The sequence below is a fragment of the Brevibacterium sp. LAARM2_SD2 genome, from assembly GCF_057364785.1.
In genome coordinates, this window is record NZ_JBNFOM010000017.1 from 1 (window position 1) to 25,180 (window position 25,180).

21 protein-coding genes and 3 pseudogenes are annotated in these 25,180 nt (G+C 68.9%); 10 read left to right on the forward strand and 14 right to left on the reverse strand.

Translation table 11 applies throughout. The annotated features are described in order from the left end of the window. Window positions 1–1,458, reverse strand: a 1,458-nt coding sequence (locus tag AC2W7K_RS11585; RefSeq protein ID WP_486006207.1) for an RNA polymerase sigma factor, incomplete at its 3' end; no start/stop codon positions are given. Window positions 1,459–1,912: 454 nt separating this feature from the next. Here AC2W7K_RS11585 and AC2W7K_RS11590 point away from each other — a divergent pair. Together AC2W7K_RS11590 and AC2W7K_RS11595 are read left to right on the forward strand one after the other, a co-directional pair. Continuing rightward, on the forward strand, window positions 1,913–2,989 hold the full coding sequence (locus AC2W7K_RS11590) for a histidinol-phosphate transaminase (protein ID WP_211978075.1): 1,077 nt from the start codon (window positions 1,913–1,915) through the stop codon (window positions 2,987–2,989). After that, entirely contained in the window at window positions 2,989–4,371 is a 1,383-nt protein-coding gene (locus AC2W7K_RS11595) for an FAD-binding oxidoreductase (protein WP_211978074.1), read from the forward strand. The genes AC2W7K_RS11590 and AC2W7K_RS11595 overlap by 1 nt, the downstream gene beginning before the upstream one ends. Here AC2W7K_RS11595 and mmuM read toward each other — a convergent pair. Then, window positions 4,349–5,308: a homocysteine S-methyltransferase gene (gene mmuM, locus AC2W7K_RS11600; RefSeq protein WP_211978073.1), complete on the reverse strand. Its 960-nt coding sequence runs from the start codon at window positions 5,306–5,308 to the stop codon at window positions 4,349–4,351. The two genes, AC2W7K_RS11595 and mmuM, sit on opposite strands and share 23 nt — an antisense overlap. 21 nt (window positions 5,309–5,329) lie before the next feature. On the opposite strand from mmuM, the gene tgt reads away from it, so the two are divergent. Beyond that, on the forward strand, window positions 5,330–6,580 hold the full coding sequence (tgt, locus tag AC2W7K_RS11605) for a tRNA guanosine(34) transglycosylase Tgt (RefSeq protein ID WP_211978072.1): 1,251 nt from the start codon (window positions 5,330–5,332) through the stop codon (window positions 6,578–6,580). On the opposite strand, the gene AC2W7K_RS11610 is transcribed toward tgt, so the two are convergent. From AC2W7K_RS11610 to AC2W7K_RS11625, 4 genes and pseudogenes are all read right to left on the reverse strand, one after another. Beyond that, window positions 6,571–7,341, reverse strand: a complete 771-nt coding sequence (locus AC2W7K_RS11610) for a queuosine precursor transporter (RefSeq protein WP_249120908.1) — start codon at window positions 7,339–7,341, stop codon at window positions 6,571–6,573. The genes tgt and AC2W7K_RS11610 overlap by 10 nt on opposite strands. Then, window positions 7,322–8,326 (reverse strand): YbaK/EbsC family protein, encoded by a 1,005-nt coding sequence (locus tag AC2W7K_RS11615; protein WP_486006208.1) that lies wholly within the window; start codon window positions 8,324–8,326, stop codon window positions 7,322–7,324. Before AC2W7K_RS11615 ends, AC2W7K_RS11610 begins: the two co-directional genes overlap by 20 nt. A gap of 74 nt (window positions 8,327–8,400) precedes the next feature. Further along, window positions 8,401–8,898 (reverse strand): annotated as a pseudogene (locus AC2W7K_RS11620) (M3 family metallopeptidase); the annotation flags it as partial. Between the two features lie 55 nt (window positions 8,899–8,953). Then, a pseudogene (locus tag AC2W7K_RS11625) lies at window positions 8,954–9,979 on the reverse strand (M3 family metallopeptidase); the annotation flags it as partial. Between the two features lie 99 nt (window positions 9,980–10,078). Here AC2W7K_RS11625 and AC2W7K_RS11630 point away from each other — a divergent pair. Both AC2W7K_RS11630 and AC2W7K_RS11635 read left to right on the forward strand, forming a co-directional pair. Further along, window positions 10,079–10,615 carry an AI-2E family transporter gene (locus AC2W7K_RS11630; RefSeq protein WP_486006209.1) on the forward strand — a complete coding sequence of 179 codons (537 nt, stop codon included), beginning with the start codon at window positions 10,079–10,081 and terminating at the stop codon, window positions 10,613–10,615. Between the two features lie 126 nt (window positions 10,616–10,741). Next, window positions 10,742–11,137, forward strand: coding sequence for an AI-2E family transporter (locus AC2W7K_RS11635; protein ID WP_486006210.1), 396 nt, complete (start codon window positions 10,742–10,744; stop codon window positions 11,135–11,137). A gap of 18 nt (window positions 11,138–11,155) precedes the next feature. Here AC2W7K_RS11635 and AC2W7K_RS11640 read toward each other — a convergent pair whose 3' ends face one another. Both AC2W7K_RS11640 and AC2W7K_RS11645 read right to left on the reverse strand, forming a co-directional pair. After that, a complete protein-coding gene (locus tag AC2W7K_RS11640) occupies window positions 11,156–11,389 on the reverse strand; it encodes a hypothetical protein (protein ID WP_211978069.1) in 234 nt (77 codons plus the stop codon). Window positions 11,390–11,525: 136 nt separating this feature from the next. Beyond that, window positions 11,526–12,518, reverse strand: a complete 993-nt coding sequence (locus AC2W7K_RS11645) for an alpha/beta hydrolase (RefSeq protein WP_211978068.1) — start codon at window positions 12,516–12,518, stop codon at window positions 11,526–11,528. Window positions 12,519–12,604: 86 nt separating this feature from the next. Here AC2W7K_RS11645 and AC2W7K_RS11650 point away from each other — a divergent pair, with 86 nt between their 5' ends. Then, window positions 12,605–13,684: a GlxA family transcriptional regulator gene (locus tag AC2W7K_RS11650; RefSeq protein WP_344251405.1), complete on the forward strand. Its 1,080-nt coding sequence runs from the start codon at window positions 12,605–12,607 to the stop codon at window positions 13,682–13,684. Between the two features lie 220 nt (window positions 13,685–13,904). On the opposite strand, the gene AC2W7K_RS11655 is transcribed toward AC2W7K_RS11650, so the two are convergent. Continuing rightward, on the reverse strand, window positions 13,905–16,082 hold the full coding sequence (locus AC2W7K_RS11655) for an HNH endonuclease signature motif containing protein (protein ID WP_211978066.1): 2,178 nt from the start codon (window positions 16,080–16,082) through the stop codon (window positions 13,905–13,907). 585 nt (window positions 16,083–16,667) lie between these two features. On the opposite strand from AC2W7K_RS11655, the gene AC2W7K_RS11660 reads away from it, so the two are divergent. The 4 genes from AC2W7K_RS11660 to AC2W7K_RS11675 are packed head-to-tail and all read left to right on the forward strand — an operon-like array spanning window position 16,668 to window position 18,670. Then, window positions 16,668–17,240 carry a GNAT family N-acetyltransferase gene (locus AC2W7K_RS11660; RefSeq protein ID WP_211978065.1) on the forward strand — a complete coding sequence of 191 codons (573 nt, stop codon included), beginning with the start codon at window positions 16,668–16,670 and terminating at the stop codon, window positions 17,238–17,240. Further along, window positions 17,203–17,991 (forward strand): HAD family hydrolase, encoded by a 789-nt coding sequence (locus tag AC2W7K_RS11665; RefSeq protein ID WP_249120907.1) that lies wholly within the window; start codon window positions 17,203–17,205, stop codon window positions 17,989–17,991. The genes AC2W7K_RS11660 and AC2W7K_RS11665 overlap by 38 nt, the downstream gene beginning before the upstream one ends. 15 nt (window positions 17,992–18,006) lie before the next feature. Next, window positions 18,007–18,186: a hypothetical protein gene (locus AC2W7K_RS11670; protein ID WP_211978064.1), complete on the forward strand. Its 180-nt coding sequence runs from the start codon at window positions 18,007–18,009 to the stop codon at window positions 18,184–18,186. A gap of 19 nt (window positions 18,187–18,205) precedes the next feature. Next, complete coding sequence (locus tag AC2W7K_RS11675) at window positions 18,206–18,670, forward strand: DUF779 domain-containing protein (RefSeq protein WP_486006211.1); 465 nt, start codon at window positions 18,206–18,208, stop codon at window positions 18,668–18,670. A gap of 68 nt (window positions 18,671–18,738) precedes the next feature. Here AC2W7K_RS11675 and AC2W7K_RS11680 read toward each other — a convergent pair whose 3' ends face one another. The 5 genes and pseudogenes from AC2W7K_RS11680 to AC2W7K_RS11700 form a co-directional block, all read right to left on the reverse strand. Then, window positions 18,739–20,088 (reverse strand): alkylhydroperoxidase domain protein, encoded by a 1,350-nt coding sequence (locus AC2W7K_RS11680; protein ID WP_211978062.1) that lies wholly within the window; start codon window positions 20,086–20,088, stop codon window positions 18,739–18,741. Next, window positions 20,085–21,349: pseudogene (locus AC2W7K_RS11685) on the reverse strand (LLM class flavin-dependent oxidoreductase). Before AC2W7K_RS11685 ends, AC2W7K_RS11680 begins: the two are co-directional and overlap by 4 nt. A gap of 7 nt (window positions 21,350–21,356) precedes the next feature. Continuing rightward, window positions 21,357–23,147: a dipeptide ABC transporter ATP-binding protein gene (locus AC2W7K_RS11690; protein ID WP_211978060.1), complete on the reverse strand. Its 1,791-nt coding sequence runs from the start codon at window positions 23,145–23,147 to the stop codon at window positions 21,357–21,359. After that, on the reverse strand, window positions 23,144–24,070 hold the full coding sequence (locus AC2W7K_RS11695) for an ABC transporter permease (RefSeq protein WP_211978059.1): 927 nt from the start codon (window positions 24,068–24,070) through the stop codon (window positions 23,144–23,146). The genes AC2W7K_RS11690 and AC2W7K_RS11695 overlap by 4 nt, the downstream gene beginning before the upstream one ends. Continuing rightward, entirely contained in the window at window positions 24,067–25,179 is a 1,113-nt protein-coding gene (locus AC2W7K_RS11700) for an ABC transporter permease (RefSeq protein WP_344251404.1), read from the reverse strand. Before AC2W7K_RS11700 ends, AC2W7K_RS11695 begins: the two co-directional genes overlap by 4 nt. Window position 25,180: the final 1 nt, after the last annotated feature.

The window sequence follows — 25,180 nt, forward strand, 5'->3', positions numbered from 1 at the left end:
CGCCGGGCCGGGATTGTCGGGACCGGGGTTGCCGGGGTCGCGCGGTGCCGGCGGTTCGGCGTTCGGCCCGCCGGGATCTCCCGGGGCCGGGGGTGCCGGGGATACGCGGCTGCGCAGGAACCGGCGCCTCGTTCCGGGGTCCCTCGTCCTCGGGCCCTGCGGGGTTTCCGCGTCGGGAGACCCGGCCTCCGGCGGTGCCGCCGGTGAACGCACATCGTCACCGAGGTCGTCGTCGGTCAGGCCGGTCTCCGGCTGCACCGGAGACGACGTCGGCCCTTCGGCCTCCGGAGTGCCCCGGTTCGGGTTGAGCGCCCAGACGCCGGCGGCGATCGCCACTGTCGCGATGAGGATGCCCGCGGCGATCTTGAGGCCGAGAGCGAACCCCGAATGCGACCCGGCCGACCCGCTGCCGGAATCGGGACTGAAGAACACGGCCTCGGAGTTCTCTGCGACAGGCGCCTCCACGTCAGGTGCCTCGGCGGCCGGAGACTCAGTGCCGCCGGGTGTCTCAGTGCCGCCGGCGCCCCCAGCAATGATCTCCGGGACGGCGGGGAACTGCTCGGACTCGATGAGGGCGGCGGCGAGGACGGAGGGGGTCAGCCACGCGCCGAGCTTCGTGTTGATCTTCGTCAGCAGCACGGACTGGCGGCGACAGTAGCGGCAGTGGCGCAGGTGCGTCTCGACCGACTTGCCGCGTTTGATGCCGAGCTGATTGCGGACGTAGCGCGCGAGCTCCGAGGAGTACTCCGCACACGACGGCTTCGCCGGTTCGACGTGCTCCTGCAGGTACGCCGTCCGCAGACCCTCCCGGGCACGGTGGAGGAGCGAATGGAACGAGTTGACCGACAGTCCCAGTGCCTCCGCGGCGGCAGCGGTAGGGGTGCCGTCGATGTCGATCATTGTGATTGCCGTCTGCCACGTCGCCGGCAGAGTCCGGAAGGCGCGGCCCAGCTGGTCGCGTTCGGAGACCTCGCTCGCATGGTCCCGGCTCGTGCCGCCGGCGAGGAACGCGAGGACATCGGGTTCGACGGTCGTCGTCGCCCCCGTCATCGCGGTGAGCCGGAACGACTCCGACCGCACCGCGGTCATGAGGTAGGACTTGAAGGACTCCTGCGGGCCGGCGCCGTTGCCCCACGCGCGCCAGATCTTCGCGAACGCCTCGGCCACGGCATCCTCGGCGCGGGTGTAGTCGCCCGTCAGCCGCAGAGCGAAGTGGAGGGCCGGCAGGCGGTGGCGGGCGTAGAGCTGCGCAAACGCGCGACGGCCGGCGTCGGAATCGGGGCCGCGGTCGACGATGACGGCGCAGAGCTCCGCGTCGGCGGCCTCGCGCTCCGCGGTGTCGGGGTCGCACGTGACGGATGCGGAGGATTCTGAGTCGTGTTCGGCGTCGTGTTCGGCCGCGCGCGCCGATGATTCCGGGTCGTCGGAAGCAGGGTCGGGGATCCTGGGATCGGACATCGGTTCTCTGCCTCGGGTGGGGATCAGGGCGTCGCTGCTCACGGGGAGGACGCAGCGTCGGCGGCGGGCGCGGATAGCGGGGAAGCGCTGATTGAATATTCTAGTTTCCCCACTGCCATCCCACAATCGCCTGAACCCGATCGCCGGCAGGAGGCCAGGGATCGTCGGCAGGAGGGCAGGGATCGCCGGCAGGAGGGCAGGGATCGTCGCAAGGGACGTGACTGTGACGAAGAATTCACCCGATCTCGCGAACGAACGTCGCCTCCCGCGGGTCTACTTCAGCAGAAGGGGCCGCCACCCACGGTCGCTTCGCATCCGGCGGCGACCATCCACCGAGTCCGGATGCCCCTCGAGTCCGCGACTCATCCCCGGTGGCCCTGCAGAATCACGTGACTGCAGGGCCATCTTCGTCCCCGCCGTGCCGCGCGTCTGTTGTGTGTGTCACGATAAGACCATGTCGAAACGATTCCTCCTTCGTGATGCGCTGTCCCAGTTCCCGCCGTACAAGCCGGGCAAGCCCCCGGCGGACGCCCCGGGACTGACCCCGTACAAGCTGTCGTCGAACGAGAATCACCTCGCACCGCTGCCGGGCGTCCATGAGGCCGTCGTCGCGGCCACGCAGACTCCGGCGGCCTACCCCGATCCGAAGTCGACGGGTCTCGTCGCCGATCTCGCCGCCCACCTCGACGTCGACCCCTCCGAGGTCGTCACCGGGGCCGGGGCCTCGGAGATCCTCTCGGCCCTGACGAACATCACCCTCGAGGCCGGCACCTCCGTCGTCTACCCGTGGCCGTCGTTCGAGATGTACCCGATCCTCGCCGCCGCCCGCGGGGCGGAGAAGCGGGCGGTGCCGCTCCTGCCCGACGGTCGGCACGACTTCGCCGGGATGCTCGCGGAGATCGACGAGACGACCCGCCTCGTCCTCCTCTGCTCGCCGAACAACCCCACCGGTCCGTCCGTGCGCACCGCGGAGCTCGAGGGCTTCATGGCCGAGGTTCCCGCTGACGTCATCGTCGCCCTCGACGAGGCGTACTGGGAGTTCGCCACCGACGCCGAGGCGGTCGACGGGCTCGCGGCCTTCCGCGAGTACCCCAACCTCGTCCTCGCCCGCACGTTCTCGAAGGCGCACGGGCTCGCGGGCCTGCGCGTCGGCTATGGGGTCGCCGACCCGGAGATCGCGACCGCGCTGCGCCAGGTCGTCGCCCCGTTCAGCGTCACCGCCGCCGCCCAGGCCGCGGCCGCGGAGTCGCTGGCCCGCACCGATGAGGTCCTCGTCCGGGCCAAGGAGGTCGCGGCCACACGTGACCAGTTCGCCGCCGACCTGCGCGCCCTCGGGTTCGACGTCCCCGACGCGCAGGGCAACTACGTGTGGATCGCGCTCAGCGATGAGGACGCCGAGGCCTTCGAAGAGGCATGCGGTGCTCAGGCCGTGGCGATCCGCCGGCTGGCCGGCGGGGTGCGCGTGAGCATCGGCGCCGACGAGGCGCTCGACCGGGTGCGCGCCGTCGCCGCGGACTTCGCTGCCCGCTGATGGCCGAGCTCGCCGACCTCGCCGCGCAGCTGAGCCCCGGGGCACTCGTCACCGACCGTGATGTCGTCGACGGCTACCGCTTCGACCGGGCCCTCTTCTGTCCGGCGGGGGAGGCGCTCGCCCTCGTCCGCGCCCGCACCGTCGACGACGTCGTCGCGGTCATGCGCTTCGCCACCGCGCACCGCATCCCGGTCGTCACCCAGGGCGCGCGGACGGGACTGTCCGGCGGTGCCAACGCCGTCGACGGGGCGCTCCTGCTCAATGTGGCGGGGCTGACGGAGATCCTCGAGATCGATTCTGTCAACCAGCTCTGCCGCGTCCAGCCCGGGGTCATCAACGCTGACCTCAAGCAGGCGCTCGCCGCCGAAGGGCTAGCCTACCCGCCGGATCCCGGGTCGGTGGCGATCTCGACGATCGGCGGCAACGTCGCGACGAACGCCGGGGGCATGTGCTGCGTCAAGTACGGGGTGACGAAGGACTACGTGCGCGCGCTCACCGTCGTCCTCGCCGACGGCACGCTCACCCGGCTCGGCCGGGAGACGGCGAAGGGGGTCGCCGGCCTCGACCTCGCCGCGCTCTTCACCGGATCCGAGGGCAGCCTCGGCGTCATCGTCGAGATCACCCTCGGACTCACCCCGGCTCTGCCCGCACCGGTGACGGGGGTCGGGATCTTCCCCGACACCGAGGCGGCCGGGGCCACGGTCTCGGCGTTCATGGCGGCCGGGGCCGCACCGTCGATGCTCGAGTTCCTCGACGGGGCGACGATGGCGATGATCAACGCCTACGGCGACTTCGGTCTGCCCGCCGATGCCGGTGCGCTCCTCCTCGTCCAATCCGATGCCCCCGGCGACGACGGCCGGGCCGAGCTCGCCCGGTTCGCGGAGATCGCGACCGCGCACGGGGCCACCGAGGTCGTCGTCTCCGACGATCCCGCCGACAGCGACCTCCTCGTCGCCGCCCGGCGGGCCGTGGCGCCGGCGATGGAGCAGTACGCGACCGGGATCGGCGGCGGGGAGCTCATCGACGACGTCTGCGTGCCCCGGTCCCGCCTCGGCGAGTTCTTCCGGCGGCTGCGGCTCATCGACGAGAAGTACGACGTCGAGGTCGCCACGGCCGGTCATGCCGGGGACGGGAACATGCATCCCAGCGTCGTCTTCGACGCCCGGGACGAGGCGATGGTCGCGCAGGCGCAGGCGGCGTTCGCCGAGATCATGGAGCTCGGCCTCGACCTCGGTGGGACGATCACCGGCGAGCACGGGGTCGGCTACCTCAAACGCGAGTGGCTGGGCCAGGAGCTCGATGCGGGGGCGGCGCGGATGCACCGGGCGATCAAGGACGCGCTCGACCCGCAGGGCATCCTCAATCCGGGGAAGATGCTCTGAGCCGACGGGCAAGGACGGCGATGTCGTCCGGGGTCGTCCGGCAGCAGCCGCCGATGAGGCGGGCGCCGAGGTCGGTCCACGTCTGAACGGGCCACGCGGCCGGAGTCGCGGTGCCGGTCCTCCACGTCATCGTTGCGGCGTCGTAGGTCTCACCCGAGTTCGGGTAGGCGACGAGCGGCAGGTCGGTGGCCCGGCCGAGCGCCTTAAGCGCGGGGGCGACGAGGGACGGGCGGACGCAGTTGACGCCGAGGCCCCGGATCAGCGGGGTGCCCGCGACCGCCTCGGCGACGGTCGACAGCGGGGTGCCGTCGGGCAGGTGGGTCCCGTCATCGGAGAGGGTGACCGTGAGCCAGGCCGGCACGGCGTGGGCGTCGACGAGCTCGGCGAGGACCCGGATCTCCGGCAGGCACGGCTGCGTCTCGAGCGCGAGGAGGTCGACCCCGGAGTCGACGAGAGCTGCGATGCGGGGACGGTGGAAGGCGGCGAACTCCGCGGCGGTGAGCCGGTAGGCGCCGGTGTACTCCGAGCCGTCGCCGAGGGCGGCGCCGTACGGTCCGACCGAGCCGGCGATGAGTGCGGCACCGGCCCCGGCCTCCTTCGCCGCTGCCTCCCTGGCCGCTGCCTCCCTCGCCGCTGCCTCCCTGGCCACAGCGACGCTGTCGGTGATGAGCGCCCGCCCCGCGGCCGGTGAGAGACCGGCGCGGGCAAGACCGAGCGGGCTGATCTGATAGCTCGCGGTCGTCAGCACCCGGGCACCGGCGGCGGCGAAGGCGGCGTGCACCTCGGCGAGGATCTCCGGTCGGTCACGCACCAGCGCCGCCGACCACAGGTCGTGGTCGAGGTCGAGCCCGCGCGCCTCGAGCGCGGTGCCGAGCCCGCCGTCGAGGACGGTGGGGCGGGAGGAGGCGTCGAGGACGGCGCTGACGGTCGGAGCCATTCACCCAGTTAAACTTGGCGGGTGACCGAAATCGAATCGCCCGCAGCATCTGAGACAGCGCCCATCAACGACCGTTCGCAGTTCGGCTTCGAGGTCGGCACACGGCTCGAGACGGGCGGACGCACCGGCGTCATCACGACCCCGCACGGGCAGATCCGCACCCCCGCGTTCATCCCGGTCGGCACGAAGGCCACGGTCAAGGCCGTCAAGCCCGAGGACGTCGCGGCCCTCGGCGGGCAGGCCGTCCTCGCCAATGCCTACCATCTCTACCTCCAGCCGGGTTCGGACATCGTCGACGAAGCCGGCGGTCTCGGCCGGTTCATGAACTGGCCCGGCCCGACGTTCACGGATTCCGGCGGATTCCAGGTGATGAGCCTCGGTGCGGGGTTCAAGAAGGTCATCTCGATGGAGGTCACCGGCGAGCAGAACGACGATGCGATCGCCGTGGGCAAGGAGCGGCTGTCGAACGTCGACGACGACGGGGTGACGTTCAAGTCGCACCTCGACGGGACGATGCACCGCTTCACCCCGGAGGTCTCGATGCGCGTCCAGCATGAGCTCGGCGCCGACATCATGTTCGCCTTCGACGAGCTGACGACGCTCGTCAACACCCGCGGCTACCAGGAGACCTCGCTCGAGCGGACCCGGCTGTGGGCGATCCGCTGCATCGAGGAGCACCGGAGGCTCACCGCCGAGCGGACCCACCGGCCGTATCAGGCGCTCTTCGGGGTGCTCCAGGGGGCGCAGTACGAGGATCTGCGGCGCAAGGCCGCACGTGACCTCGGTGCGATGGACTTCGACGGGTTCGGCATCGGCGGGGCCCTGGAGAAGGAGAACCTCGGCACGATCATCCGCTGGGTGTGCGAGGAGCTGCCGGAGGACAAGCCGCGGCACCTGCTCGGCATCTCGGAGCCCGATGACCTCTTCGAAGCGATCCGCACCGGTGCGGACACCTTCGACTGCGTCTCGCCGTCACGGGTGGCGCGCAACGCCGCGATCTACACCCGCGACGGACGCTACAACCTCACAGGGGCGAAGTACCGCCGGGACTTCGGGCCGCTCGATCCCGAGTGCACGTGCTACACGTGCGAGAACTACTCCCGCGCGTATCTTCGGCATCTCTACAAGGCCAAGGAGATGCTCTTCTCGACGCTGTGCACGATCCACAACGAGCACTTCGTCGTCAGCCTCGTCGCCGAGATCCGGCAGGCGATCGAGGACGGCCGCTTCGCCGAGCTCGAGGCCGAGGTGCTCGGCCGGTACTACGCGTGACCCGGTGACGCGGGGCCCGGCTGCTCGTGGCTCTGCTGCCCGGGGCCCGGCTGCGCGGGGTCGGGTGACCCGTAGCTCGGTTCGTGGCGCTTGACGACCGTGATCACCCGGTAGGTCACCGGCAGGAGGATGACCTCGACGGCGACCTTGTAGACGAAGCCGACGACGACGTAGTTGACGAAGTCCCAGCCGGGGATGACCCCGGCGAAGGCGATCGTGCAGAAGATGAGCGTGTCGACGAACTCGCCGACGCCGGTCGAGGTGAGCAGCCGGACCCACAGCTTCGACTCGCCCATCCGCTTCTTCACCGCGACGAGGACGTAGGAGTTGAGCAGCTGGCCGACGAAGTACCCGGCGAGTGAGGCTGCGACGATGCGCGGATAGAAGCCGAGGACGGCGGCGAAGGCGTCCTGGTTCTCATAGCCGGGTCCCGGCGGGGAGATGAGGACGAGCCAGAAGACGAAGGTGGCGAGGATCTGCAGAGCGAAACCGGTGATGACGGCCTTCCGGGCGGCCCTGAAGCCGTAGACCTCGCTGATGACGTCGCCGAGGATGTAGGCGATCGGGAAGAGGAACGCCCCGCCGTCGGTGACGATGGGGCCGAAGCCGATGACCTTCGTCGCCGAGATGTTCGAGATGATGAGGACCGCGCAGAAGATCGCGAGGAAGATCGCGTAGTAGCGACCCCGGGACGAGGCGAAGGCGGCGAGGCGGTGGCTCGGCTGGTCGAGATGATCCTGCTCAGGATTCGTCTGCGACAACGTCGATCTCCTTCCCGTCGGTGAGGTCGACGAGCTGGGCGTAGGTGAGGGGCATCATCGAGTTCGGGGTGCCGGCGGCGGCCCAGAGCTCCGGGTAGCCGCGCAGTGCGACGTCGATGTACGTGGGAATCGGGGCGGGGTGGCCGACCGGGGCGACGCCGCCGATGACCTGGCCGGTGGCGGCCCGGACGAGGTCCTTGTCCGCCCGGTCGAGCGCGTCGACGCCGATGAGGCGGGCGACGTGGTCGGTGTCGACGCGGTGCGCGCCCGAGGTCATGATGAGCACCGGGTCGCCCCCGGCGGAGAAGATCAGGCTGTTGGCGATCGCCCCGACCTCGACCCCGACCTTCTCCGCCGCCGAGGCGGCCGTGGGCGTGGCCTCATCGAAGAGTCGGACACGGGGGACGATGCCGTGGGTCTCGAGGATCTCGGCGATGCGGGTGTTGTTCGCGTGGTGCTTCAGGTCGGGGGTCGCAGGGGTGTCGGCTGCGTCCGCGTTTGTGACTTTCGCGGCTGCGGCCGGGTCAGCAGCGTCCGCCTCAGAGCCGGCTGCATCCGCCTCAGTATCCTCAGCCTCCCCCTCGGCGCTTGCTGCATCGCCGGCGACCGGTTCGGCGAGTCCGCGGCGGCGCAGGAGCGGGGCGACGTCGGGGCGGACGCCGAAGAACTGCTCGATCGCCGTCATCGGGTCGACCGAGTAGCCGGGGGCGAGGATCGCCTCGCGGAACGCCTCACCGGCCTCCTGGTTGAGTCCGCCCTGGGACTCGAACCATTCGCTCACCCACGCGGCGATGACCTCGGAGTAGAGGTACGAGTAGTAGCCGGCGGCATAGCCGGAGGCGAAGATGTGGCCGAAGTACGTCGTGCGGTAGCGCGGCGGGACGAGCGGGGAGAACCCGGAGGCCGCGAGGACCTCGGATTCGAAGGAGAGGACGTCGGTGATGTGCTCACCGGCTTCGAGCGAGTGCCAGGAGAGGTCGAGCATCGCGCGGCGAGGTATTCGATCGTCGAGAACCCCTGCCCGAACGCTTCGCTGTCGATGAGGGCCTGGACGAGGTCCTGCGGCATCGGCTCGCCGGTGTCGACGTGCTTGGCGTAGTGGGGGAGGACCTGCGGGTGGAAGCGCCACATCTCGTTGAACTGCGAGGGGAACTCGACGTAGTCGCGGGGCACGGAGGTGCCGGCCGTCGACGGGTACGTCGAGTTCGCGAAGAGACCGTGGAGGACGTGGCCGAACTCGTGGAAGAGGGTCGTCAGCTCGGTGGGGGAGAGGAGCGTCGGCCGTCCGGGACCGGGCTTGGCGAGGTTGAGGGAGAGGGTGACGACCGGCAGGTGGCCGGTCAACCGGGAGGCGGGGACGAGCTGGTCCATCCAGGCGCCGCCGCGCTTCGTGTCACGGGCATAGGGGTCGATGAGGATGAGCCCGAGGGTGCGTCCGCCGAGGTCGGTGACCTCGACGCTGATGACGTCGTCGTGCCAGCCGACGGTCCCGTCGCGCCGGGCGAACGTGATGCCGTAGAGACCGGTGGCGGCGCGGAAGACGCCCTCGGTGAGCACGGAGTCGAATTCGAAGTACTGCGCGACCTCGTCGGGTCGACCCGAATTCGTCGGCCCGGTACTTCGCGAGGTAGTGCATGACGTCGGCGGGGGCCACCTCGGTGAGGCCGTAGCGCTGCCTGACCGTGTCGAGTTCCGCGCTGAGCTGGGCGTTCGCGGGGGCGATGAGGGAGGAGACGATGTCCGCGGCGGCGTCGGGACCGCCGGCGGTCTGGTTGTCGATCGCGTACGAGGAGTACGACGGGTAGCCGAGCAGCTTCGCCTGCAGGGCGCGCAGGGCGGTGATGTCGGCGACCTGGGTGCGGGTGTCCCCGTCGCCGCCGCGGGAGCCGCGGGCCATCGAGTTCGTCAGGACGTGGTCCCGGGTGGCGGGGTCGTCGAGCGACCCGAGGACGAGCTGCTGGGTGAAGTTGTTGAGTGGCAGGAGGAAGCCGTCGACCTCGCGCTCGCCGGCGCGGGCGGCGGCAGCCGCGATCTGGTCCTCGCTCAGGCCGGTGAGCTGGACGGCCTCGCCGAGGTGGACGGCGAGCTCGCGGGTGTCAGTGCCGAGCGCACGGGAAAAGGATGTCGAGAGGGCGGTGAGTTCGGCCTCGATCGTCGCCATCTGCTCGCGCTCCTCGTCGCCGAGGCGGGCCCCGGCGCGGACGAAGTTCTCGATCGTCAGCTCCTGTTGGCGCTTGTCCTCGGGGTTGAGGTCGGTGGTCGGGACCTGCTCGATGCGGTGGAAGAGGTCGACATTGAGCAGAATCGCGGTCCGGGTCGCCGACAGCCGTGCCCACACCTCGGCGACGGCGTCGGTGAGGTCGGCGGTGAGGTGGTTGGATTCGACGGTGCGGACGAGAGCGGCGAGCCGGGCCATCGGCACGGTCGCGGACTCGAAGCGGACGGTCGTCGTCGCGAACGTCGGGTCCGCCTCGTCGGCGACGATCGTGTCGACCTCGGACAGCGCGAAGGAGGCGGCCGCCTCGGCGGCGGTGAGGAGGGACTCCGCGGTCACCGCGGTGAAGTCGGGAAGTGAGAAGTCGCCTTGTGGGTCGAGGAGGGAGTCCCAGACATCGATGGCGGTGGATTCGGAACTCATCGTCGACGTTTCGCTTTCTTGATGGTCTTCTCAGGTTTCGCCTCCGATCCTAACGCGTGGCGGCGGCTGAGCGCATGGCTCCTGGCTAGACTGGGGCGCATGACCAGCGCATCCCTCCCCATCACCAGCGCCTTCCGCGTCGGGTTCACCGGCACGCTCGGCGTCGGTCTGGCCATCGCGCTCATCACCGCACTGCAGTCGGTGGGCACGGTGATCATCTACATCGGGCTGGCGCTGTTCCTCGCGCTCGGGCTCGATCCGATCGTGCAGTGGCTCGTGGCGCGCAAGCTCTCGCGGACCTTATCGGTCATCGCCGTGGTGCTCGCCTTCATCCTCGTCGTCGCCGGGATCATCCTGCTCATCGCGCCGACGCTCATCGCGCAGATCCAGCAGTTCATCGGGGATCTGCCGGGGATCATCTCCCGGCTGTCGACGACGGAGTGGGTCAACGAGCTCGAGCGGCGGTTCACCGGCTCGGTCGATCTCGACGCGATCTTCGCGAGCGTGAGCTCGTGGGTCTCCGATCCGCGCAACGTCCTGTCCGTCGGCGGCGGCGTCGTGTCCGTGGGAGCGGGGATCCTCAGCTTCCTCACCGGGGTCATCATGTCGTCATCCTCACGATCTACTTCGCCGTGACCCTGCCGACGATCAAGGCGGCGATGCTCTCGCTCGTGGCGAAGAGCTCGCGGGAGACCGTCGACTCCGTCACCGAGGAGGTCACCCGATCGATCGGACGCTACGTCCTCGGGCAGCTGTCGTTGGGTGTCATCAACGGCGTGTGCTCGGCGATCTTCCTCACGATCATCGGGCCCGCTGCCGGCGCTGCTCGCGTTCGTCGCGTTCCTCGCCTCGCTCATCCCGCTCATCGGTCCGATCTCCGGAGCGATCGTCATCACGGCGTCGTGCCTCATGGTCTCGCCCGGTCTCGGCATCGCGGCGGGCATCTACTACCTCATCTACATGCAGGTCGAGGCGTACCTGCTCAGCCCCCGCATCATGAAGGCCGCGGTCGATGTGCCCGGTGCGCTCGTCATCATCGCCGCGATCGCCGGCGGCACCCTCGGCGGTGTGCTCGGCGCGGTGGTCGCCGTGCCCGTGGCCGCGTCGTTCCTCATCGTCATCCGCAAGGTCGTCATCCCCGCCCAGGACAGGAAATAGGGGGCGGTCGTCGTCGGGTCAGGGCTTGGTGGGGGTGTCATCGTTATCCTCGCCGAGGCTGTTCCCCCGTGAGGCGAGACGCTCGATGACGAACCGGCTGAGGTAGAAGGTCGCGAAGTACGTCAGGACGATGACGAGCACGGCGAACAGAGCTTCGCCGGCACCGAATGCCGGAATCCCCGCAAACACGGCCACCGTGATGGCCAGGAGATAGGGGATGAGCCGGAGGACGGGGCTCAGTTCGCTGCTCATGACACGAGCCTAGCAACGAGGGTGGGCCAGTGGCCCACCCTCGTGCTCATCCGTCGGTGACAGACGCTCGTCAGCTCGCGGCTCGCGTGCCAGCTCTGTCAGCCTACGGCTCGCGAGTCAGCTCTTGACTGATCCGTCAGCTCGTGAAGGGCTTCGCCTCCTCGTGGAGGGCGTTGTGGAGGAAGTCGATGGCGACGGTCCTGGCGAGGTTCGCGGCCTTCGTGTCGCGCAGGCTGTCGAGGAGCAGGAAGTCGTGGACCATGCCGGCCACCCGCATCGAGGTGACGGGGACGCCGGCCTCGCGCAGCTTGTTCGCGTACTGCTCGCCCTCGTCGCGGAGCACGTCGGCCTCGTCGGTGATGACGAGGGCCTCGGGCAGTCCCTTGAGATCCTCGAGTGAGGCCTGCAGCGGTGAGGCGTACTTCTCCTTCCGCTGTGCCTCGTCGGTGGTGTAGGCGTCCCAGAACCACTTCATGCCGTCGCGGGTGAGGTAGTAGTCGTCGGCGAACTGGATGTAGGACGGGGTGTCGAAGTCGGCGTTCGTCACCGGGTAGAGCAGGGCCTGGGCCTTGAGCTCGAGGCCGCCGCGATCCTTGTTCATCAGGGCGAAGACGGCGGACATGTCACCGCCGACGGATTCGCCGGTGACGGCGATGCGCGAGGTGTCCATGCCGTGGTCGGCGCCGTTGGCGGCGACCCACTGGCCGACGGCGTAGTTCTGCTCGACCTGGGTCGGGTACTTCTTCTCCGGGGCGCGGTCGTAGACGGGGAAGACGCCGACGGCGTTCGCGCCGACGGTGAGTTCGCGGAACAGTCGGTCATGGGTCTTGTCGTCGCCGAAGACCCAGCCGGCGCCGTGGATGTAGAAGAGGACGGGGAGGTCGCCGGTCGCGCCCTTGGGGCGGATGATCCGGGTCTTGACGGTGCCCCATTCGCCGGCGTCGACGTCGACCCATTCCTCGTCGACATCCGGGCGTTCGACGCCCTCGCCGCTCTGGAGGTCGAGGAGGATCTTGCGGCCCTCCTCCGGCGGGACTTCGTAGATGCGCGGATGCGGTGCGGTCGCCTCGGCGAGGTCCTTGGCTTCGGGCTCGAGATACGGGGTGACGGGCTGGGGGATCTCGGTCATGGGAATCATGCTCCTTCGTTGTCATCAACGGCGTCGGTTCATCGTGGTCGGCGATGCCGGGTCCACGTGAACGACGGGGTCGGCGGGTGGATGCTGCAAGCCGACCTGTGCATTCAGCCTACGGAGGGGGATATCATTCCGCTATGGTCACAAACGACACGTACCAGGGAGATCGCGACAGGCGGAGTCCGGAGATCGCTGTTGTCCGCTACGGTGACTGTCAGTTGGCGGCGGTGTATGGGCTGACCGATGTGTTCCGGGTGACGAATGAGCAGCTCGAGCTGCTCGGCGGTGATGAGCGGCGCGTACGGGTCAGTCATTGGGAGTGGAACGGGGACGGGGTGACGTGCACCTTCGATTCGCATTCGGGAACGCCGCATGCTCCCACCCATGTCATCTTCCCGCCGAGTCTCGTGGCCCCGGAGCTGATGGGGGAGTCCGGGATTCTGCGCGATTGGGCGCTGGCGCAGCGGGCGGACGGGGCGGTGCTGTGCGGTCTGTGTGCGGGGGTGTTCGTGCTGGCGGAGACGGGACTCCTCGATCATCGGCGGGCGACGACGCATTGGGCGTTCGTCGATGAGTTCGCGCGGCGGTTTCCGCGCGTGCGTCTTGATGCCAGTCGGATGGTCATCGACGAAGGTGATGTCATCACGGCGGCGGGGATCATGGCGTGGCTCGATTTCGCGCTGTCGTTGGTCGAGGCACTGTTCGGGCCGAGCATGATGATCCGGACGTCGCGGTTCATGCTCGCCGATGCGCCGCGGACCGAGCAGCTGCCGTACATGGCCCAGCTGCCGTCGACGGCGCATCAGGACGAGGTGGTTCTGGTCGCGCAGGAGACGATCGATCGGGAGCTCGCGTCGTCGCTGACGCTGAGTCGGCTGGCTGCGGTCACGTCGACGCACCCGCGGACGCTGCAGCGTCGCTTCAAGACGGCGACGGGGATGACCGTGACGCAGTACGTTCAGAGGCTGAGGGTCGAGCGGGCCAATCATGCGCTTGCGACGACCGGTGACACCTTCGAGGCGATCGCGCGGTCGGTCGGCTACGACGATCCGACGACGCTGCGTCGGCTCATCCACCGCGAGACCGGTCTGACTCCGACCGGTTACCGGCAGCGTTTCGGTGCGAAGGGGATGCTGGAGGACCGAACCGACGCGCCGTAGCGGAGAGCTGGGGCCGGCCGGGTTCGGGCGAACCGCATCGGCCATGATCTGCGTCGTCGCAACGCTGCGGGACTGAGGTGGTCGATCGGTCCGGACGAGAGCAGGCTGGGACTCGAGGAGCTTCGGATTCGGGCGGATGTTCACAACAGCGGTGATCCAGAACGGCGGCGGGTCAGTACGGCGGCTATTCAGAACGACAGTGGTTCGGAATGGCAGTGGTTCAGAACGGCGGAGGCTCGCCGTTGTCCCAGACCCACTCCTGTTTCGCGGGGTCCTTCCTTTGAATCGAACTCGTGCGCTTCGTCCATCCCGGGAATCCTCTGTCAGCGGCCGGCCCCGGGCAATCCCTGGAGGTCCGCACCTCCCCGGGAGCTGGGGCAGTCGAGTCCCCCTGGGGTGGGCCGGGGTCAGGAGCTTCATGTTCGGGGTCGGGGGTGGCTGAATGGTCGGCGGTGTCGGCACGATCGGAGGTGTCTGCGTCCCCACGAGTCTCGATGAGGCGGGCGTTCTCCGCGTTGACAGGGCTGTCCCCGGGGACTGTGGACACACGTGTCCCGTGGGCGAACGTGTACTCCAACACTCCGTGGCGGTTCATCCGGACCGAGTATCTGCCGTCCGTTTTGCCCTGATGATGCTGCTCGCACATCGGGTGGAGGTTGCCGAACACCGTGAGCCCGCCTGCGGCGGGATCGTCGTGGTTGAACGGGATGATGTGGTCGATCTGGGAGGACTCGGCACGCCTGCGGCATCCGGGCATGGAACACCACTGCCATTGGGAGACCAGTGTGTTCCGGACTCCTTCGGGAATGTAGTACGACGTGGCTTTCGCATCGATCGGAGTGCCGGTGGCAGGGTCGGTGAGGATCCGCATCCACGATGAGCAGTTCCCTGCGATCATTCGGGCGGTCTCGGCGGGGACGGGTGTGCCGTCGGAGAAGGTGCCGGGCAGGTCGCAATCGCCCATGAGGCTCATGCACGGGACAGTGATCATCATGCGCGCCTGCCCTGCCAGCCAGTAGGGGGCCGTCGGGCTGACGAGGACGAGGGAGAACGCAACTCGCCCCTGCTCGTCGCACTCGATGCCGTCCAGGCGCGTCATCCGGATACCGGTCGAGGGCTTGAGCTTCCGATCGTCCGGCGTCGTCTCGTTGTGGGCGGCGGTGCCGCCTACCCCAACGTTGAGTGAGGTGGCAGGATCGCCGGAGTCGACCATTCCCTCGGTGCCGCTCATCTCCGATTCACCTGACGACCCCTCATTGTCGGCCGCAGAGACAGTGCTGGCCGCAGGATTCATGCCGTCTGCTGAGTCGATGCCGATCGCCGTGTGGATCGCGGCAGCCATGTCGTCGACTGTTTGCACGTTCTCGAGGTCGAGCGGGATGTCGCGAGTCGTCGTCGACCCCGTTTCGGTGTCCCGGGCTCGCACCTGAACGCGCAGCTGGGGAACGCTGCTGGTGAGAATGTCGAACATCAGTGCGTCGATGCCGCGCAGATCGTCGAGGCAGGCACCCTCGGGCAGTTGATCGGCGAAAGCCGCGGTGTTGCCATTCCGAATCGCCTTCGCGAATGCCTCGATGCGCAGGTAGCAGGCCTGCAGCTCGGCAGAGGATCCGGTGAGCATCATGCACGCGCTGCCGTCGGGGTTCGTCATCAGAGATACCCGTCGCCGCTCGTGCGCCGTTTGCGTACGGTCCTCGGGCGGCTGCAGGATGCCGATCTTCATGCTCAGTGACTTCTTGAAGGTCTGGATCGTGACATCCGGGCGCCGCTGGCACAGGTATTCGTCGATGACCGGCAGCAACGAGAAGTGCACGTTCTCGCACTGACGGGTCGCGGCGATGACGTGTTCGATGGTGAATTCTCCGGCCAGGCAGCGGGCATGGAACTTGGGGAGCCCGTGGATGAGCGTCATCGCGTGCGTGACGTGCGCGTACGTGCTGCCGATGGTGGTTCCGAGGATTGAGGTGAGCTCGGCGATGTCTTCGGAGTGGGAATGCATGTGGACCCAGCCGTCGAAGGTCTGCGTGGGCCGGAAACGGGGAAATCCGGGCAGCTTCGCCGAGGTGGTGCCGGGCATCCCTGCCGACGCATCCTCGGCGTCGTCGGCAGTGACCCAGTCGGCGGTACAGCCGGCGTTCTTGGCGAATCGATGCACGGTCTGGGAGAAGCTCGCGTGCTCATAGGGCCGATCGGGGTCGGGGTTGAGCAGGTTGAGGTGCGCAATGACGTCGGCGAGGAAGAGCTTCGCTGTGACCTCGAATGCCGTGATCTGGGCCCGATCGCTGGCGGTGTAGAAGGCGACGGCCTCGGCGTAAGGAGATGAGGGATCGATGTCGAGGCGTGACGGTGTGCGGCCAGGTTCGTCCGCGGAAAGAGCGGATTCGGTTGTGTCTTCCACGGCTGGTCACCTGTCTTCCCACGTCAGCGTGGCTGATGACAACAGTGTAGTTCACGTCACATCTGATGTCAATGAATATTTCGAAACTCGTTCGAACGAAGAATTCATTCATTTCGCGGTGCTCAGTGATTTTCGGTCGGTGGAAGATCGTCTCGGTTGGGTGTGATGGGGGTGCGTCCAGAGGTCGTGTGGGTCGGTCTGGGGGTGTGCGAGCGTGCTCGCCGACCCTGGGAGTGGGTCAGATTTCTGTGCGCCGAGAGGGGCACCGCGGATCGTGTGAGCATGGCCGGTGCCAGCGTCATCAGGACTGACGGTTCGAGTGACAGCCACCTCACACGCCGGTACCCTCGGGGAGAACACGACAGGGACCCGGCGAGCGGTTTCGGGAAAGCATCGGTGACGGCGCGGAACGTCGGCAGCCAGACTTCAAGAGGAGGCGCACATGCACTGTCTTCCGCGAAGTGCGCTGATTGAGCGCCTTGCGGCTGGGGGCTTTTGTTCGTACCGGATGTCCGACGGAACATCCTCATCTCGACACCGGTCGACTGGCCCAGGGATTCCGACTGCCGCGAAGAAGCCTCCGTCATGACGGGGAGTCCGTTGCCGCCGTGGCCGAGTCGCGCGCCGACGTTCGGAGGAGTTTCACTTCGTGCCGTTGACGAGCGCGACGTCGCGATGGCCATGGAACTGTCGACCGACCCGTACGTGCCGCTGACGGGATCTCTACCGCACAATGCTGCTGACGACGATGCTCGGGCATGGACGATGCGCCAACAACGGCGATATGCCGAGGGCACCGGCTTCTCGTTTGCCATCGTCAGCGTTGACAGCGGAAAGTCTGTCGGCCATTGCGGTCTTTGGCTGAGGGAGCTCGATGATGGTCGCGGTTCGGCCGGGTACGCCATCGTGCCGTCCGCTCGAGGTCGAGGTTTCGCCGCCGATGCGCTGAGCGCTCTGACATCATTCGGGTGGACTCTGCCCGAACTTCACCGCATCGCTCTCTTCATCGAACCGTGGAACCATGCGTCTGTGCGAACTGCGAAGCGAGCGGGGTATCGTCGGGAAGGACTTCTCGCGAGTCATCAGCGCATCGGCGGCGAACGCAAGGACATGCTGCTCTATGCTGCCATCAAGCCCGTTCGGGCATCGCGATCGTGAGATCAAGAACCTGCTTGGCGATCGGGAATTCATGGGTGTGACCGCGCCGAGGCGGTCGGGAATCCTTCGCTATGTGGATGGGGAACGTGGATGGGGGAACTCTGTGGAGTCGAACGACGGTGACGTGATCCGAGCAGTCGTCTTCGACGTAGGAGAGACGCTCGTCGACGAAACGAGAATGTGGACTGCTCTGGCCACGTCGGCCAATGTCCAACCTCTCACACTGTTCGCTGTATTGGGGTCGATGATCGAGCGCGGTATCGACCATCGTCGCCTCTGGAACGAGCTCGGAGTGCGAGCCCCCGATATCACGCACCGCCTGGAGCCCTCCGATCTCTACCCGGATGCGCTGCCGTGCCTGAACGCTGTGCGGAATGTCGGCTATCTCGTCGGCATCGCCGGGAACCAGCCTGCGGGTGTCTGCCGTCAATTGGAGACGCTCGGATTCGAGGCTGACTTCATCGCGTCTTCGGCGGAGTGGGGCGTGGAGAAGCCCGATGCCGAGTACTTCGACCGGATCATCGACGCGACCCGGATGCGACCTGCACAGATTCTCTACGTCGGTGACCGAGTCGACAACGACATCATCCCTGCGCATCGAGCCGGGATGGCCACGGCATTCCTCCTTCGCGGACCATGGGCGCATATTCATGTGCGGAGCCCCGAGGCGGCGCTCGCCGACCTGACCGTCAATTCGCTCGACGACCTCGAACGCGTACTGACAGACGCCGACTTCTCTCAACCTCGCTGAGGTGCACAGCTCGACGTGATCAGAACAGCGATCCACGACGTTCCGCCGGTGGACCAGCTTTCGACACTCTCTGCGATGTCGTGGACGGTGCGCGGTGGGCACAGCACCTATTGTTCGATCGGACCGGTCACCCTAGGCTGGAAGAACGTCGGTGGCGTTCTCGACTTCGAAGATCGCCGCTCGGATGACGAATGATGCAGCACGAAGGAGTGCCATGACCGATACCCCCGAACAGACGTCGACGACGCCCGAGCAGACGTCCGTTGCGGTTCTCGACTCCGCGCCCACGATCGAGGGGGAGTCGAAGTCACGGGTCGCGATGACGCAGGCCGCCGTCGACCTCCTCGGCGATTTCGTCGCCAAGCACGGCCAGCTGATGTTCCATCAGTCCGGCGGCTGCTGCGACGGATCTTCGCCGATGTGCTTCCCCGAAGGCGACTTCATCACCTCCGACGCCGACGTCCTCCTCGGCCACTTCGAGCTGCCGCTGCCCGCGCCCAACGCGAAGGGGGAGACGACCTCGGGCATCGACTTCTGGATGTCGGCCGAGCAGTTCGAGTACTGGAAGCACACCCACCTCACCGTCGACGTCGTCCCCGGCCGCGGCAGCGGATTCAGCGTCGAATCGCCGACCGGCAACCGCTTCCTCATCCGCTCGACGCTCATGGACATCGCGTGAGCTCGACACCCGACGTCTGACTCGCGCCGGCCCAGCAGCCCTGCTTCCGCGCGTAGGACTCCCGCGCCCTACTTCCCCGGCGCGATGAGCTCGGGTTCGCCGAGGGAGAGCATGAGCCGGTTCGCCCAATTGAAGAACGCCGCCCCGCCGAGCACATCGACGATCTCCGCATCATCGAGGCCCGCCTCGCGCAGCGCCCCGACGCGCTCGGGCCCGAACGCCGACGGCGTGAGGCTGAGCGCGACCGAGGCGTCGACGATGGCATCCCATACCGGATCGCCGAGGCGCGACGCCGTCCCCGTCCCCTCGTCGAGCAGCGCCTGCACGAGGTCCCGCCGCCCCGACTCCTCGGTCGCGCGGTCGGCATGGATCGACGCGCAGAACAGGCACCCGTTGAGCCGTGAGGCCGCCGTCGCCGCGAGCTCCCGCTCCGCCCGCCCGACCCCGTCGCTGACGTTGAAGAAGATGTCGAGATCCGTCAGCGTCCGCGCCCGCAGCGCCGCCGGATCCCGCGCGAGCAGACGGAAGTAGGGATTCTTCGCCCGTCCGGCCTCGATGAGGGCAGCGCGCTGAGCCTCGGTGAGATCCGCCTCGGCGACCGGCGCGATCCACGGCACCCACCCGAGCCCCGCCTGCTGGAACACCTCGGGCCGCCTCAGCTCGGGATACGTGCTCACCCGGGCGCGCGCCTCGGCGATGTCCGGGGACTCCTTCCCGGTGGCAGAGGTCCGATCAGCCGCCGAGGCGGTGGACCGATCCGGGGCCTCCGCGGGAGTCAGCGGGCGCAGCGGGACCTGCTCCTCGGCCGCCGCCGGCGCGTGAGAGAGCGCGGTCAGCCCGACGCTCAGCCGGATCTGGAAGTTAAGGAACGACACGAGCTGCGCGAGCGTGACGATCCCGTCCTCATCCCAGCCGGCCGCGAGCAGCCGCACGAGATCCTCCGGCCCGGCATCGCGGGGATGGAGCACGAGCAGGTGAGCGAACTCGAGCGCCGCCGAGGTGACCGGACCGAGCGTCTCCCGTGACTTCGCGTCGACGACGAGCTCCGGCCCGGGAACGCTCTCCGCGGCCAGGGCCGCAGAACCGTAGGACCCGAAGGGCCCTCGCACGGGACCGCTGGCATCGAGGTCGACGACGACCTCGTCGAGGAGCTCCGCCACGGCCCACGAGGCGGCCTCGTCCTCGTCGCGGAGGAGATCGCGGTAGAACTCCTCACCCGCGCTCGATCCGAGCAACCCCGCGGTGAACGCGGCGACGACGTAGCGATCGCGGTGGGAGAAGTCGCCGGGGTCCTCGGGTTCGAGGAGCGCCTCGAAGCTCAGCTGCGCATTCTCCTTCGCCTGCGCGCGGTGGTCGCGGACGAGATCGAGCGGGTCACCGGGGGCGATGCCCGCGAGCGTGTTGATGATGTCGGTCATGGCGCGACCCCTGCGGATTCTGCGATTCCCGCTGACCGTGCGCCTCCCGCAGACTCTGCGACCCCCGCGGACTGTGCGATCCCCGCAGACTCCGCCGGAGCCGCCCCGTCGACGCGCAGGCCGAGGGCGGGGGCCACCTCGGTGGCGAGCAGCTCGATCGAGCGCAGGGTGTGCGCGTTCGTCGCCGGCACCGAATGGACCTGGAAGCTGACATCCGACACCCGCCCGAGCACCCGGTCGGCCGCGAGCCGCTCGATGATCTGCTCCGGCGTGCCGAGGTAGGTGTCCGTCGCGGTGAGCAGCTCGTCGAGGTCGAGGCCCGAGGTGTCGTACCCGACGAGCCGGTCCGCCTCGGCGCGCAGTGCGGGTTCGGTGAGCGCGCGCAGACGGGGCAGGTCCTCGGCATCGGCGACGACGGCGGTCCGCGACGCGAGGATCCGCGGTGCGACACCCGCCGGCAGCGCCTCGAGGTACGTGTCGATGACGGGCAGTTGGATCTCATCGAGGCTCGCCCCGAGGTTGTCGCCGGGTCGCGGCTGCGTGCGCGAGAGCATGAGGCCGTCCCCGGCAGCTCCCGCAGCACCGGCCCCACCGGCGGAGAACGTCGCCTGCCAGAGCCGATCACCGAGGCCGCGCCGAGTCTGCGAGCCATCCGAGGCAGACCCGGCCGCCGACCCACCCGCCTCACCGGGGGCCGCCCCGCCATCCGCCGACCCAACGCTGTCCGGTCCCGGATAGAGGAGGTGACCGGTCTCGAGCGCATCACCGCGGAGCAGCGTGCGCAGGGTCGCGAGGTTGTCGGCGAAGACCTCGCGCCGCTCATCGAACGTCGTGCCGAAGGCCGGGAACGATCGGGGATTGCCGCCCGAGCCGAGGCCGATCTCCAGCCGTCCTGCGGCGAGCACGTCGACGACCGCGGCGTCCTCGGCCACGCGCACCGCGTTCTCCATCGGCAGGGTGATGATCGCCGTGCCCAACCGGATCCGTCCGTCCGCGCGGCGGCGTGGGAGAGGAAGACGAGCGGGGAGGGCAGTCCGCCCTCGGCGGCGGAGAAATGGTGCTGGGCGACCCATGCCGTGCCGAATCCGAAGCGCTCGGCCTGCTCGATCTGCTCGAGCGCGAAGCGATACCGCTGGTCAGCCGGAGCATCCTCGAGGAGGCGGGTGAAGAACCCGAGCGTCGGGCCCACCGGTGTGGTGTTCGTGGTCTCAGTCGCAGAGTTCCCAGTCGCAGAGTTCTCAGTCGCAGAGTTCTCAGTCATCGGTGTCTCAGCTTTCTGTCGGAGCGGAAGGAGTGGAGGCGGCAGGGGCTGGCAGGTCCAGCGGCCGGGGGATCGCGTCGAGGAGCGAGCGCGTGTAGGCGGTCTGCGGTCGGGTGAAGAGGTCCTCCGTCCGACCGCTCTCGACGAGGTGTCCGCGCGACATGACGGACACGGTATCAGCGATCTGGCGCACCACGGAGAGGTCGTGGGAGATGAAGACGTACGTCAGTCCCAGCTCGGTCTGCAGCTGCCCGAGGAGGTCGAGGATCTGCGCCTGCACCGTGACGTCGAGAGCGGAGACCGCCTCGTCGAGGACGACGAGCTCGGGTCCGGCGATGAGCGCACGGGCGATCGCGACGCGCTGCAGCTGCCCGCCCGAGAGCTCCCGCGGCCGCCGATCGACGAACGCCGTCGGCAGTGCGACTCGCTCGAGCATCGCGGTCACGCGCGCACCGCGCTCGGCCCGGGTTCCGATCCGGAAGTTCCGCAGCGGTTCGGTGAGGATCGCCCCGATCGACTGCTGCGGGTCGAGCGCCGAATACGGGTTCTGGTGGACGAGCTGGACGGTCCGCCGCAGGCTCCGCAGCCGCGCCCGGCGGTCCCGGCCGACGCCGAGGTCCGCGGCATCGATCTCTCCGATCCGCACCGTCCCGGCCTGCGGGGTGAGGAACCCGGCGAGCGCCCGACCCGTCGTCGTCTTCCCCGACCCCGACTCCCCGACGATGCCGTGCGTCGTCCCGCGCGCGACCGTGAGCGAGACGTCCTCGACCCCGATGACCTCGCCGAGGCGGCCGGCAGTCCCGCTCTCACCATCAGTCCCGTTCTCACCGGCAGTCCCGTTCTCACCAGGAGCGTCGTCCCCGCGGGCGTAGATCTGCGTGAGCCCCTCGACCGCGACGAAGGGGCTCTCACCAGGCTCACCAATATCGCGGGCCACCCGGTCCCGGAGCCCGGTCCGCGCGTGCAGCGCGGGGGCGTCGGCGAGGAGCCGGGCGGTGTAATCGGCCGCCGGACGGGAGAAGATGTCGGCCGCCGTCCCGGTCTCGACGACGCGGCCTGCGCGCATGACGACGACCTCGTCGGCCCGCTCACCGGCGACCGCGAGATCGTGGGTGATGAGGAGGACGCCCATGCCCGTCTCCGCGCGCAGCTCGTCGAGGAGGTCGAGGATGCGCTTCTGCACCGTGACGTCGAGAGCCGAGGTCGGCTCGTCGGCGATGAGCAGCCGGGGCCGCAGCGCGATCGCCGCCGCGATGAGCACCCGCTGGCGCATGCCCCCGGAGAGCTCGTGCGGATACTGGTCGGCGCGCATCATGGGCCGGTCGATGCCGACGCGTTCGAGGAGGTCGATGACCTGGGCGCGAGCGGCCCGGCGGTCGGCCCGCTTGTGGATGCGCAGCGCCTCGGCGACGGACGTCCCCACGGTCTGCAGCGGGTTGAGCGAGTTCCCGGGATCCTGCGGCACATACCCGATCTGCGCCCCGCGCACCCCGCGCCAGCCCTGCCGGGACAGCGTCGTGAGATCGACGTCGCCGAGGCGGATCCCTCCTGAGGTCACCCGCGCGGTCTCCGGGAGGAGGCCGAGGACGGCGTTCGCCGTCGTCGATTTGCCCGACCCGGACTCGCCGACGACCGCCGTCGTCTCACCCGGACGGACGACGAGGTCGACGTCGTCGACCGCGGGATCGGCGGAACCGCCTCGGCGGGAGTAGTCGACGGTGAGACCGCGGACGGCGAGCAGCGCAGCGGACCCGGCGGGAGCCGGCGCGGTGACAGCGGGAGCGGTCGAGAGGGTCATGAGGTGACCTTTCGCAGGGTGTTGCCGATCTGGTGGGTGGCGAGCACGACGGCCATGACGACGAGGCCGGGCAGGACCGTCAGCCACCATGCGGTGGCGACGAAGTTGCGGCCCTCGGCGATGATGAGGCCCCATTCCGGGGTCGGCGGCGGGGTGCCGTAGCCGAGGAAGCCGAGCGTCGAGATCTGGAGGATCGCCGACCCGATCTGGAGGACGGCGAGCGTGAGGACCGGGGAGATCGAGTTCGGGAGGATGTGGCGCCCGAGCACCGACCAGTACGTGCCGCCGGACCCGTAGGCCGCGGCGACGTAGTCACTCGTGTTGATCCGCACGGCCTCTGACCTCGTCAGACGCGCGAACTGCGCAATCGCGGTGACGCCGACCGCGATCGCCGCGTTGATCGTGCCGAAGCCGAGGACGATGACGATCGAGAGGCTGAGCAGGATCGCGGGGATCGAGAGGAGGACGTCGACGGCGCGCATGAGCACGTCATCGACCCAGCCGCGGCGCGTGCCGGCGATGAGCCCGATCCCGGTGCCGACGATGAGCCCGACGCCGACGGCGACGAGGGCCGCCAGCAGCGACTGGGACGCGCCGTGGACGACCCGGGCGAAGACGTCGCGGCCCGTCTGATCGGTGCCGAACCAGTGGTCGGCGCTCGGCGCGAGAAGGGCCGCGGTGTCCCCGCCGTCATTGGGATCGTACTGCGTGAAGAGACCGGGCACGAGCGCCCAGGCGACGGCGATGAGGAGCACGAGCGCCGACACCGCGGTCGCCGGCCCGATGACCGCGCCCGCCGCCCCGAGCCGAGTGACGCTGAAGCGAGTGCCGCCGGACCGACTGCCGCGGGACCCGTCGGGGCCGGTGCCGTCACCGGTCGGTCGGTTGAGGCTCGTGCGGGTGAGACTCGAGATGAAGCTCATGGCCTCGCCTTCCTCGTCGCATGATCGTCGGTACCCCAGTCCAGCTCGACGCCGACGCTGCTCGCGCTCGCCGCCAGGGCCTGCTTCGTCCGGTCGTCGGGTGTCCGTTGTCGTGTCGCCGTCTGCGATGGTCTCCGCAGTCCCCGCGCCGAGGCGGTTCCCCGGCCGCGTCGGAGTCGGACGTCGACGACGGGGTAGAGGAGGTCGACGACGAGGTTGATGACGACATAGCCGAGCGTGGCGAGGACGACGACGGCGAGCAGGATCGGATTGTCGCGGTTCGTCACCGCCTGCGCGGTGATCTGGCCGATGCCGTTGCGGCCGAACACGGTCTCCGTGACGACGGCGCCGGCGACGAGTTCGCCGAAGATCAGGCCGACGATCGTCAGCCCCGGCAGCAGCGCGTTGCGGGCGACGGCGTGGACGAGGATCCACAGCTCGGAGGCCCCCTTCGCGGCCGTCACCTTGACGAAGCCCGCGGCCTTGACCTCGGTGATCGAGCGGATGAGGACCTGCGCGATCGGGGCCGACAGCGGGACGGCGACGGTGAGCGTGGGGAGGACGAGCGCCTCGGCGGGGCCGGGGGAGACGACGGAGACGAAGCCGAGCTGGAACGAGAACACCTGGATGAGGAGGATCCCGAGCCAGAACACGGGGATCGAGATGAAGAGGCTCGGCACGGAGTCGAGGACCCGGCGCACCCACGCCCGCGGGCCGGTCGTCGGGCCGAAGGTCGCGAACACCGCGATGAGCACGCCGAGGACGACCGCGGTGAGGAAACCGGAGACCGCGAGTGCGAGCGTCGAGGGCAGGGCGGCGGCGACGATCGTCGACACGGCGGCTCCCGTCTGCACGGAGAACCCGAAGTTCCCGGTGAGGAACCCGCCGAGCGTGATGAGGTAGCGGGTGAGCAGCGGTTCGTCCGCGCCGGTCTCCGCGCGGATCGCCGCGACCTGGTCGGCCGAGAGTCCGAGCGCGGGATCGGCGAAGCGGGCGGTCACCCCGTCCCCGGGGATGACGGAGAGGAGGACGAACGCCGCGGTGAAGGCGAGCAGCAGGACGAGGAGAGCCTGTCCGAGCCGCAGCCAGAGGTATCTCAGGTCGATCATC

What these genes read in the sequence shown, in the direction of transcription:
- AC2W7K_RS11680 (WP_211978062.1), bottom strand. Translation starts at nt 20,088, where the DNA reads ATGACCGACATCATCAACACGCTCGCGGGCATCGCCCCCGGTGACCCG.
- AC2W7K_RS11665 (WP_249120907.1), top strand. Translation starts at nt 17,203, where the DNA reads ATGCTGCCATCAAGCCCGTTCGGGCATCGCGATCGTGAGATCAAGAAC.
- AC2W7K_RS11645 (WP_211978068.1), bottom strand. Translation starts at nt 12,518, where the DNA reads ATGACCGAGATCCCCCAGCCCGTCACCCCGTATCTCGAGCCCGAAGCC.
- AC2W7K_RS11595 (WP_211978074.1), top strand. Translation starts at nt 2,989, where the DNA reads ATGGCCGAGCTCGCCGACCTCGCCGCGCAGCTGAGCCCCGGGGCACTC.
- AC2W7K_RS11615 (WP_486006208.1), bottom strand. Translation starts at nt 8,326, where the DNA reads ATGCTCGACCTCTCCTGGCACTCGCTCGAAGCCGGTGAGCACATCACC.
- AC2W7K_RS11675 (WP_486006211.1), top strand. Translation starts at nt 18,206, where the DNA reads ATGACCGATACCCCCGAACAGACGTCGACGACGCCCGAGCAGACGTCC.
- AC2W7K_RS11660 (WP_211978065.1), top strand. Translation starts at nt 16,668, where the DNA reads ATGACGGGGAGTCCGTTGCCGCCGTGGCCGAGTCGCGCGCCGACGTTC.
- AC2W7K_RS11590 (WP_211978075.1), top strand. Translation starts at nt 1,913, where the DNA reads ATGTCGAAACGATTCCTCCTTCGTGATGCGCTGTCCCAGTTCCCGCCG.
- mmuM (WP_211978073.1), bottom strand. Translation starts at nt 5,308, where the DNA reads ATGGCTCCGACCGTCAGCGCCGTCCTCGACGCCTCCTCCCGCCCCACC.
- AC2W7K_RS11690 (WP_211978060.1), bottom strand. Translation starts at nt 23,147, where the DNA reads ATGACCCTCTCGACCGCTCCCGCTGTCACCGCGCCGGCTCCCGCCGGG.
- AC2W7K_RS11630 (WP_486006209.1), top strand. Translation starts at nt 10,079, where the DNA reads ATGACCAGCGCATCCCTCCCCATCACCAGCGCCTTCCGCGTCGGGTTC.
- AC2W7K_RS11700 (WP_344251404.1), bottom strand. Translation starts at nt 25,179, where the DNA reads ATGATCGACCTGAGATACCTCTGGCTGCGGCTCGGACAGGCTCTCCTC.
- AC2W7K_RS11640 (WP_211978069.1), bottom strand. Translation starts at nt 11,389, where the DNA reads ATGAGCAGCGAACTGAGCCCCGTCCTCCGGCTCATCCCCTATCTCCTG.
- AC2W7K_RS11695 (WP_211978059.1), bottom strand. Translation starts at nt 24,070, where the DNA reads ATGAGCTTCATCTCGAGTCTCACCCGCACGAGCCTCAACCGACCGACC.